The organism is Bacteroides sp. An279 (genome assembly GCF_002159615.1).
Taxonomy (GTDB): domain Bacteria; phylum Bacteroidota; class Bacteroidia; order Bacteroidales; family Bacteroidaceae; genus Phocaeicola; species Phocaeicola intestinalis.
Genome location: NZ_NFJA01000115.1, coordinates 1 through 10,315, shown reverse-complemented (window position 1 = coordinate 10,315; position 10,315 = coordinate 1). Strand labels below are relative to the sequence as shown.

The following is a 10,315-nucleotide window of genomic DNA, read 5'->3' as shown; positions in this document are numbered from 1 at the left end:
TGACGAAGAACAGGAGCGAAAAGGACCAAAAAATCGCCCAAAGCACACACGAAAACGGATACATCAAGCCAAGAAAAACTTTTTGGAGAAATTCAAAACAGCTTCTTAAATCATTCTTACTCCATGTAATCGGTGGTGAATTTGTTATAATAGCTTTAGCAGTTCTTTTTCCCTCATCAAATCGTTTACGTTTTTTTCGGGAGATACCAGCATCATGCTTCTTATCACGTCTCCTTGTTGGCAAGTATAATCATAATACGCTTGCTGTTCTTCATTCAGTTTGTCTTTTGGAATGACTTCCGTACGCATTTCGGCAAATTCTTCTAAGGGGATTTCATTCCCTTGGCGCACGAAGACTACCCGTCGGGCGATGGGGTTGCGGCTATAATCGTGCGTCAGGTAGATGCCTTTCATCCAACCGGGGTATTCGATAAGCGGCAATTGCAAGAAGACTACTTTCAGTGCCAATTGCAAGTGCTTTTGTTCATTAAACATCAAGTACCCTATTTGGAACGGAGAAAACACGCCCACGCCTGCATAATAATCACCGTTCATGTTTTGCGAGTAAACTTTGGGCAACGCATCGCCGTCGGTGATAGAAGCTATCATATACGGTTCCACTTTCAGCCCGTCGGAGAAAGAAGACGAACTGTATGCCAAATACAATCCGGTATAGATTCCTGCATTGGGCAGGTAGCGCAAGGCTTCTTTTTCGATGTCATCCAGAAACGGGCGGGCATTGTTCTTGTTGCTTGCCTGCCGGGGCTCGATATGGTTTACCTTATCATATAAGGTGTCCAGGCATCCCAGCAGTTTGCGTTTCGATACGTTGTTTACTTGTTGCAGGGCTTTGTCTAATGCCGCTTCTTGCTCTTCTCCGCCCGAAACAAGATTGACATACATCGGAAGCACGGAAGAGTAGAGCGATGACAGTACGCTCGAAGCGATGTCGGTCTCTTCGGATATGTCTTTCATCCTTACCCCCGATTCGCGGAGCTTTTTCATTCGTTCGTAAAGGGAGAGTAATCTGTCCATAGTCGTTTTGTCGATTTTTTGCAAATGTACGATTTAGATGTTACAGCAATATTTCAATTGTTTCATTTCGGTGACATTATCTTGATATAAAGATGAATTTATAAATGTCCTGTAAAAGAGGTTTATAATACATCATAAATTAATTCTTTCAGAATCAAGGGCGGGATAGCTTTGCACTCGAAATCAGACTAAAACGTTGAAAGATATGAAACAATTGATTAAAAACAGGAATTTATCGGAAGTGCTGCTCATCTTGTGGGCAGGAGGTGCGGCATTGCTTTCTTATTCGTTGGTGTATGCCTTGCGCAAGCCTTATACGGCGGCTTCGTTTGAAGGATTGGAGTTCTTTGGAAGCGATTACAAAGTGGCGGTGACCACCATTCAGATTTTGGGTTATGTGATTGCCAAGTTTTTCGGCATCAAGATTATTTCGGAACTGAAGAAGGAGAACCGCTTCCGTTTCTTTGTAGGTTCGGCAGTGCTTGCCGAGGCGGCATTGGTAGGGTTCGGATTGCTGGATACTCCCTGGAATGTCATCGCGATGTTTGTCAACGGGCTTTCGCTGGGCTGCATGTGGGGCGTGATATTCAGTTTTATCGAAGGACGGAAAGTAACCGACATTCTGGCAAGCCTGTTGGGCGTAAGCATGGTGTTCAGTTCGGGCGTGGCGAAAAGCTTTGGGTTGTTTGCCATGAACGAAATGCACATCAGCCAGTTCTGGATGCCTGCGGTCATCGGCGGTTTTGCCTTGCCTTTGCTGGTGCTGATGGGATACATGCTGAAGCGGCTTCCGCAGCCCACGGCAGAAGACATCGCCCTGCGCAACGAGCGTGTGACGCTGGACAGCAAGGGACGCAAGGCGCTCTTCTTGAAATACGCGCCGATATTGACCTTGTTGTTTGTCGGCAACTTCATGCTCCTCGTTTTGCGTGACATCAAAGAAGATTTCCTGGTGTACATCTTGGACATGAGCAACCAGTCGTCGTGGATGTTTGCCCGGATAGATACGATTGTGACGCTGATTATTTTAGGCATTTTCGCCCTGTTCATCTTCTTCCGCAGCAATATCCGTGCGCTGCTTTGGCTGATGACCCTGGTGATTGACGGATGCCTCACCATGACGTATGTGTCTTATCATTACGATACGCTCGACCTCTCGCCCGTGATGTGGCTTTTCATTGAAAGCTTGTCGCTGTATATCGCTTACCTGACTTTCCAGACGGTTTTCTTCGACCGGTTTATCGCTTGTTTCCGAATCAAGGGGAATGTAGGTTTCTTCATAGCGATGATTGACTTTATCGGCTATCTGGGCACGGTGACGTTGTTGTCTACCAAAGAGCTGCTCGATATCAAGATAGACTGGTTTGCTACGTTCAACCACATCGCTTGCGGAGTGGGCGCATTGTGTACGGTTCTGTTTACCGTTGCGGGAATCCTCATTTACCGTAAGTACAACGCTACGCTCGAAGTGAAGAAGGCTGATGAAATGTGTGTGAACGCGCAATATAGTATGTAAATATATAAATAAGGTATATGGAAAAGACTTACGATGTCATCATCATCGGTGGCGGATTATTGGGATGCGCTACTGCTTATCAGTTGGCAAAACGGAAAGCCGGAAGAATCTTGCTGCTTGACGGAAACGAAATCGCTTCGCAGGCATCATCGCGTGCGGCTTGCCTGCTGACACGTGCTCGGACCAAACCTGCCCTGATGGAATTGGTGCAGGAAACGTATGATTGCATAAATGAGATAGAAACGCTGCTGGGCGAGTCGCTGGAACTCCAGCAATGCGGAAGCATTACCGTCGCTTCGTCCGAAGCCTCGCTGAAAGGGCTGGAAGCCTTGGAAGATGCCGCTACCCGTTTCGGCATCCCCAACGAGCGCATTCCGAAAGACAGGGTGCAGGCGTTGCTTCCGTGGATAGATGCGGAAGCGGTGGATGTGGCGCTTTATATGCCCACCGATGCGTTTATCGATTCAGCGCTGCTTTGTTCGGGTTATGCCAAGGCGGCTGCCCGTTTGGGCGTGACGCTTCGCCCGAATTGTAAGGTGAAAGAGATTATGGTTGAAGGCGGCCGCGTCTGCGGTGTCCGGCTGGCTGACGGTGAATGCATCGAAGCCCCGGTTGTGGTCAATGCGGCAGGTTCGTGGGCCAATCTGTTGATGCGTCCCCTCCATGTAGGGCTTCCGTTTACGCCGGTTCGCAGCCATTTCTGGATAACGAAGATTGACAAGGAGCGTTTTCCGGCAGGGCATCCGTTTACCGTGATTCCCGATGCCCGTGCGTTCACCCGCTCGGATGTGGGTGCCTTGATTATCGGCTTGCGCGAAAGCCGTTGCCAGTCGTTCGACCCGGCTACTCTGACCGGACAACTGGAAGATTTCGATTTCCGCAAAGAAGCCGAATGGACGGTGCTCGACGAATGTGCGCCGCTGCTGAAGCCTTACTTGCACGATATTGATGATTTGCCCATTGCGCATTACATGGCAGGCCCGTCTTGCTATGTGCCCGATGCCATGTTCATCATCGGTCCGGTGCAGGCATACGCAGGACTGTTCACCGTTACCGGATGCTGCGGAGGCGGCGTTGCGGCAGGCGGAGGCATGGGGCGGCTGGCTGCGGAACTGATTACGGGCGAGACTCCTTTTGTCAATCCGGCGTTGTTCGCTCCCGAACGCTTCGGCGAGGTAGACCCGTTCTCGCCCGAGTTTCAGCAGCGTTGCGCTGATGCCCGTTCGAACAAGAAAGGCGGATAAGTTTGGGATTTGTTGCCCACACCGTGGGGAAGGTTTCCAGCTTTAGGATTTCATGTTGTACATTGCGGGAAGCTTTCGCACGCCTAAACTGGACACAACGGAAAAATAGTAAATGGTAAACAGTAAAATAGTCAATAATGAAACGGTATATTGTATTTTTGAAACAGGTTCCTCAGTCGACTAAAGTGGAACTTGACTCGGTGACAAAGACATTGAAGCGTTCTTCGGCATTGAGTCGGACGAATCCGGATGACTTGTATGCCTTGCAAATGGCGCTCGACTTAAAACGAGATACCGCAGCCGAAGTGGTTACGGTCAGCATGGGGCCGGCCTCGGCAGAAGCCGTATTGCGCGAAGCGTTGCAGCGGGGCGCCGACCGGGCGATATTGCTTTCTTCTCCGGCTTTTGCTGGAAGCGATACGTGGTGTACGAGCCTGGTTCTGGCTGCGGCTGTGCGCAAGATAGGAGCGTACGACTTGTTGTTCCTCGGCAAAATGGCCATCGACGGCGATACGGCGCAAGTGGGGCCGGAAGTGGCAGGGCAGTTGGATATTCCTCAAGTCACCTGCCTGTCGGCCGTCGGGCAGCTGACCGAACATACGATAAGCGTCAGCCGGAAAGCGGGGGCGTATTTGCAGCGGATGGAAATCGAGTTGCCTTGCGCCGTGATGGTAAGCCGTGAAAACGGCGAACTGGATTGCATTACTTTGTCGGGCTGGCGCCGGGCGCAACGGCAGGAAATCCTTCGTTGGGACGAGAAGGACCTGGGCATAGATGCGTCTTCCGTAGGGCTGTATGCTTCTCCTACGCGGGTGGTATCGACCGCGGTGCCTGTCCGGAAAAAAGAAATCAACTGGTGTGCGGATGCAGCCGCATTTGCTGAAGCAATTAAATAAGTGTGCAAAATGATATGATCAGAAACACAGATTTTCGCGGATTAGCGCAGATTATTTTTATTTACGATTTGACAATTTACTATCTACTGTTTGAGCATTAAATCGTACTTCGTAAATCGAAAAATAGTAAATCAAAAGAATCCGTGAAAATCTGCGTTAATCTGCGTTTCTGAGATGGCTACATTATATAAATTAATTCTCAACATCTACTTATTAAACGAATCTTATCACTTATAACGAATGAATCTTATGAATGAACATACTGCCTCTTTTGCGCTTCGGGTGCGCAAAGACCAATGCGTCGGTTGTGGAATGTGTGCGGACGCTTGTGCCTATGGAGCAATCCGTATGACGGAATATCCGGAAATCGACCCGTATAAATGTCGTTTGTGTGGAAGTTGTATACAAGCCTGCCCTTCGGAGGCTTTGGTGTTGAATGAAGCGGAGTCCCAGACGCAAACTCCCGACGGAACATCCAATGGAATCTGGGTGCTTGCCGAAACAGAAGCGGATGGAACCCTTTCTGCTGTTACAAAAGAATTGTTAGGGAAAGCTACCGTCTTGGCTGGAAAGTTGCATCAGGATGTTGAGGCTCTTTTAATCGGAAGCGGACTGGATGCGGTTGTTCCTTCTTTGATAGCGTATGGGGCACGGCGGATACATCTTGCCGGGCATCCGTCGTTGGCTTCGTTCATCGAAGAAAATTATGCCCGTGCTGCCGTTCAGGTTATCCGCGAATGCCGTCCGGACATCTTGCTGGTAGGCGCAACGCCTCGCGGGCGTGGATTGTCTGCCCGTATCGCGGCTCTGCTCCAAACGGGTTTGACTGCCGATTGTACGGAGTTGGACATTGATGCCGAAACAGGCTTGCTTCAGCAGATACGTCCGGCTTTTGGCGGAAACTTAATGGCTACGATTGCTACTCCGGTGCACCGTCCGCAAATGGCTTCGGTACGTCCGGGAGTGATGAAAGCGCGTGAAGCGGACCCTGCCTTGAAAGGGGAATGCATCCGTCATGATTTATCGGACTTTAAGTGCGACGGCCGTATCCGCTTATTGGACGAGGTATTGGAAACAGCCGGCGGGGATTCGTTGGGGAACAGCCGGATTGTGGTCGGAGTAGGGCGTGGCGTGAAGAAAAAAGAAACGGTAGAACACATCTGCCAATGGGCAAAACGATTGGGAGCAGCTGTTGCCGGGTCGCGTGCTGCGGTAGAAGCCGGTTTGATTGACGCGCATTTGCAAGTAGGGCAGACCGGCCAGACCATTGCTCCGGATTTGTATATCGCTATCGGCATCAGCGGGCAAATCCAGCACACGGCAGGCATTGCCGGTGCGAAACGGATTATCGCCATTAATCCGGACAAGACTGCGCCGATATTTAATGTGGCGGATTACGGTTGGGCGGTTCCGGTAGAAGAAGCGCTTCCTCAACTAATGGCTGTGCAGGTATGAAGAAAATCGTAGCTGGATTGTTGAGTTTCATTCTCCTGTTGGGAGGAGTGACAACGCAGGCGCAAGAGCAGCTGAAAGTAAAGTTCCGTTCGCGTGCCCTGCTCGATGCCGCCGTGTCGGGTTATGGCAAAGAAGACGTGCAAGGCTATTATCGGCTGGAAGATTTCCGGGTCGGGTTCAAAGCGACTTACGGGCAGTGGGAGGCAAAAGCCGATATCGGATTGGGAGGAGGTAAAGTAGCGATAAAGGATTTGTTGCTGAATTACCACTTTAAGAACAGTGTGCTTTCGCTGGGCAATGCGTACGAGCCTTTTTCGATGGATATGTTGATAAGCACAGCCGACTTGCGCTTCCATCAGTCAGCTGCATCGGTCTTGGCTTTTACCGATAGCCGGAAGTTGGGTGCAACGTATCATTTCTATACCGATTCGTGGTATCTTGCTACGGGTGTCTATACGCATAATGATATCAATAAGATAGGGAGCAGTCAGAAGAATGCCTTTGTATCGACTTCCCGTGCCGTATGGCGCAAGCAAGGGGAAGACCATCAGCTGATTCACGTAGGCGGTGCCTTTTCTTTCCGCACGAAACAGGTCAATACCGAAGAGCCGCCTGTGGGTACGGTAGATAGTGAGGGCATTACATCGATGTTTCCTGCTTCGTTGCTTGAAGCTGAAGTGCCGAATATGGGAACAGAGGTGAAAGGGGTAGTTGAGGCATTATACACCGCTCCACGCTGGATGGTTCAAGCCGAATATTATTTCGACCGTTTGAACCGCACGGATGGCGGGAAGGCATACCGTCCGCACGGGGGATACATTCAAGGCGGTTTCTTGTTGAAAGGACGCGGCTTCGAATACGATGCGATGTATGGCATACCGAGCCGTCCGGCTACTCCACAAGCTATCGAACTGGTTGCCCGCTTGAATTATACGGACATGAACGATAACCGTGCAGGAATTTATGGAGGTGAGGAGACTGACTTGTCTTTAGGTGTAAACTGGTACATCAACCAATATTTAGGAGTGAAGCTGAACGGCAGCTATGTATGGGTAGGGGAGCATTGCAACGCTTTTTATAAGAAAGACTTCTTTCTTGCCCAGCTTCGGTTGCAGTATATTTTCTGAAAAGGAAAAGGCGCGGAAAGAATCAGAATCCTGATTGTTTCTGCGCCTTTGCAACTTATGTGTCGTAAACCTTATTCACTCCATACTGTCTGGTACCACGAAATGGCGGAACGGTAATAGTCGTTCCATCGGGTATCGGGGACGGCGTCAGGAATGTACATGCCTATGCCGCAATACTTGCTTTCATCAGTTAATATCGAACCATACGGATAGGAATGACTATTCGTGATGCAGCTTTTGGCAAGTACAGTTTGATCAAGTGTTTGTTGGAATAAGACCGGAAGTTCTCCTTCATTCAATTGTTTAATGAAATCGGCAACATCGAATGAGAAATATCTAAAATCAGTAGATCCATTCACTCCATATTGTTGGATAGAATGAAGCGAAAGGTTTTCAAGGGCGGAAGCATGTTGGTCTATCTGCTCTTTTACGGTATTGGCAAAAGCATCCATTTGTGTGCAATCAACGGCGGCGTATGTCCCCCATAGCCCCATTTCTTTATTGAACGAAATGACATCTGTGCATATTTGGTTGAAGTCGATTTCATCTTGATATAACTCGGATAAGATGCGATGATAAGGGAACCCCACTCTGGGCGTCTCCATTACGGATGCGATACAATAATGTGTAGCATTTCGTAGTTCGTAACAAACTTCGGCGGTTTGCATCATGCAGGCATCAAACAAGACAAAATCAAGATTACCGGGGAAGCTAGCTTCTAGTACATCGGCAAACTCGGGTATGTTAATGGAATTGTATGCTCCATCCTGACCGAATGATTTTGTGGAAATAAACGGATTTTCTTCAGCAGGCATCCAGCTGGTGGCGTGCGAACCGAAAATCAGCCCGTAGTTTTCTGCCGGGATAATATCTGTCATGGCTTGCAAATTTGCCTGCATGACTTCCGTATCGGTAGCGGTACCCGGAATTGCCGCGTATTTCAAGGCTTGTTCTACGACATTCCCTGTTGTCATCTCGCTTCCTTCTAATGCAGGCTGGCCGTTTATCTGTCCGTGTCCATCGGTGAAGAATGTCAGGATTTGGGCTTCTTCTATGTAGTTATTGCTTGAAGAAGGTTTATAATAAATGGCCAACGAACAAGAATCTTGGCTTTGTGCCAGACTTTCGTACATCCATACCACATTGTTCATGATGTCTGTATCCAAGTTGTTGTTGGCTATCAGATAAGCAAGTATCGCCCGTTTGGACTGTACGGGGCGTTCATGTTCGGGTATTTCGTCCGAACAGCCCGTCAGGATGAAAAGTGAAACAATGTATAGGAATAATTTTCTCATAATCAATAAATCTCTGCTTTTTCAAATTTGAATTCAGGGTCTACGTCAAGAAGCACCAGCGTATTTCCCTTCTGGTATTTTTCTTTCAGCTTGTTGATTTCCTTTTGCAGGTTTTTCTTTTTTTTGTTGTAGTAAACGAAGCACGTACGGTTTTTCCCGTTTTCCTGTTGTTCCAGGTATTCTTTTAGCTGGATGCTGTATTGTGCACGTCCTACCAGCAATCCGTCACCGCCTACCATGGCACTGTCTACATATTGGATATCTGTGAAATAAACCAGTGAGTCACTGAACGAAGCCGATACTCCAGCGATGTAGACGCCGTATTTGTTCTTGTTTTTCGGCGATTTGGCAAGAACGGGTATCACGATGGATGCGATGAGCAAAAAGCAAAGCAGTTTAATCTGTTTCATAAATTTATAAGTTTTACAAAGCAAAAGTAAGCAATTGTAGGCATATATGAAACCGTCTGGAGTGAAATTAACATATTTAAGTTCGTTTTCGGAAGGAAGGTGTTGGCTGAACGTGGCATTCCTTTACCTTATTATATAATATAGTTTGCAGGTCATAATAGTGAAAAAGCTGTAAGTGTCCGTAGACCTTACAGCTTTTTGTAAATTCGGAAACCGATGTTCGTTTATCCTAAATAAGATTTGAGCAGTTTGCTACGCGAGTTTTGTCTTAATCTTCTGATGGCTTTTTCCTTAATCTGGCGCACACGTTCGCGTGTCAGTCCAAATTTGTCACCAATTTCTTCCAACGTCATTTCTTGCGTTCCTATACCGAAAAACATCTGGATAATTTCCTTCTCTCTTTCGGTCAACGTAGAAAGCGCTCTGTCGATTTCCCTCGAAAGTGATTCATTCACCAAGGAGCGGTCCGCCATAGGGGAGTCGTCGTTTACCAGCACGTCCAGTAGGCTGTTGTCTTCTCCTTCCACGAAAGGAGCGTCTACAGAGATGTGGCGTCCTGAAACTTTCAGCGTGTCCGAAATCTTGTCTACCGGGATTTCCAGTTCGTCTGCCAACTCTTCCGGTGACGGACGGCGTTCGTTTTCTTGTTCGAATTTAGAGAAAGCCTTGCTGATTTTGTTCAGCGAACCTACCTGGTTCAATGGCAAGCGCACGATACGGGATTGCTCGGCCAGTGCTTGGAGAATAGATTGACGAATCCACCATACGGCGTAACTGATGAATTTGAAACCACGGGTCTCGTCAAACTTCTCGGCAGCCTTAATCAAGCCCAGATTTCCTTCGTTTATCAAGTCTGGAAGGCTCAATCCTTGGTTTTGATACTGTTTGGCCACTGATACTACAAATCGCAGGTTTGCACGTGTAAGTTTCTCTAACGCTGCACGATCGCCTTTGCGAATACGCTGAGCGAGTTCCACTTCTTCCTCTACCGTAATCAGGTCTTCGCGTCCGATTTCCTGAAGGTATTTGTCCAAAGAGGCGCTCTCTCGGTTAGTGATACTTTTGGTAATCTTAAGTTGTCTCATTATTTATACCGAATTTGGGAACAAAGATAAGAATTTTTCCTGATATAATAGCTCTTGATTTAATATAAATTGGGTGAATTAACAAAAATATGCTTCTGTTTGCTTGGATTTTTTTGTTTTAGGCAAAAATTTTTTAGGAATTTCTTAGAAGCTGTTTTGAATTTATCGTGCGATGATTTGGGATGAGTTTTTGAGGCATTTTCGCTTTTGTGATGAGGAAGATAGCGGGCTATCTGACGAAGAACAGGAGCG

Annotated in this window: 10 protein-coding genes; 5 read left to right on the top strand and 5 right to left on the bottom strand. The window is 47.8% G+C overall.

Features of this window, described 5'->3' with window-relative positions:
- Window positions 1–144: 144 nt before the first annotated feature.
- Window positions 145–1,035, bottom strand: a complete 891-nt coding sequence (locus tag B5F78_RS14905) for a hypothetical protein (protein WP_087249338.1) — start codon at window positions 1,033–1,035, stop codon at window positions 145–147.
- A 205-nt stretch (window positions 1,036–1,240) separates the two neighbouring features.
- Between B5F78_RS14905 and B5F78_RS14900 the strand changes: the two genes are divergently transcribed.
- From B5F78_RS14900 to B5F78_RS14880, 5 genes are all read left to right on the top strand, one after another.
- On the top strand, window positions 1,241–2,551 hold the full coding sequence (locus tag B5F78_RS14900) for a DUF5690 family protein (RefSeq protein WP_087407084.1): 1,311 nt from the start codon (window positions 1,241–1,243) through the stop codon (window positions 2,549–2,551).
- A 17-nt stretch (window positions 2,552–2,568) separates the two neighbouring features.
- A complete protein-coding gene (locus tag B5F78_RS14895) occupies window positions 2,569–3,795 on the top strand; it encodes an NAD(P)/FAD-dependent oxidoreductase (protein ID WP_087407083.1) in 1,227 nt (408 codons plus the stop codon).
- Between the two features lie 137 nt (window positions 3,796–3,932).
- Window positions 3,933–4,691 carry an electron transfer flavoprotein subunit beta/FixA family protein gene (locus B5F78_RS14890; protein WP_087407082.1) on the top strand — a complete coding sequence of 253 codons (759 nt, stop codon included), beginning with the start codon at window positions 3,933–3,935 and terminating at the stop codon, window positions 4,689–4,691.
- A gap of 249 nt (window positions 4,692–4,940) precedes the next feature.
- A complete protein-coding gene (locus tag B5F78_RS14885; RefSeq protein ID WP_087407081.1) occupies window positions 4,941–6,146 on the top strand; it encodes an electron transfer flavoprotein subunit alpha in 1,206 nt (401 codons plus the stop codon).
- Window positions 6,143–7,273: a porin gene (locus tag B5F78_RS14880; RefSeq protein WP_087407080.1), complete on the top strand. Its 1,131-nt coding sequence runs from the start codon at window positions 6,143–6,145 to the stop codon at window positions 7,271–7,273. Before B5F78_RS14885 ends, B5F78_RS14880 begins: the two co-directional genes overlap by 4 nt.
- 71 nt (window positions 7,274–7,344) lie before the next feature.
- Here the strand turns inward: B5F78_RS14880 and B5F78_RS14875 are convergent, their stop codons facing one another.
- The 4 genes from B5F78_RS14875 to B5F78_RS17650 form a co-directional block, all read right to left on the bottom strand.
- Window positions 7,345–8,568 carry a clostripain-related cysteine peptidase gene (locus tag B5F78_RS14875; RefSeq protein ID WP_087407079.1) on the bottom strand — a complete coding sequence of 408 codons (1,224 nt, stop codon included), beginning with the start codon at window positions 8,566–8,568 and terminating at the stop codon, window positions 7,345–7,347.
- 2 nt (window positions 8,569–8,570) lie between these two features.
- Window positions 8,571–8,978 carry a hypothetical protein gene (locus tag B5F78_RS14870; protein ID WP_022041230.1) on the bottom strand — a complete coding sequence of 136 codons (408 nt, stop codon included), beginning with the start codon at window positions 8,976–8,978 and terminating at the stop codon, window positions 8,571–8,573.
- Between the two features lie 224 nt (window positions 8,979–9,202).
- The gene (locus tag B5F78_RS14865; protein WP_022041231.1) at window positions 9,203–10,063 is read right to left on the bottom strand and encodes a sigma-70 family RNA polymerase sigma factor; all 861 of its coding nucleotides are present in this window, start codon (window positions 10,061–10,063) and stop codon (window positions 9,203–9,205) included.
- 59 nt (window positions 10,064–10,122) lie between these two features.
- Window positions 10,123–10,315 (bottom strand): hypothetical protein (locus B5F78_RS17650; RefSeq protein ID WP_204502719.1); only part of this gene is annotated, 193 nt, incomplete at its 5' end.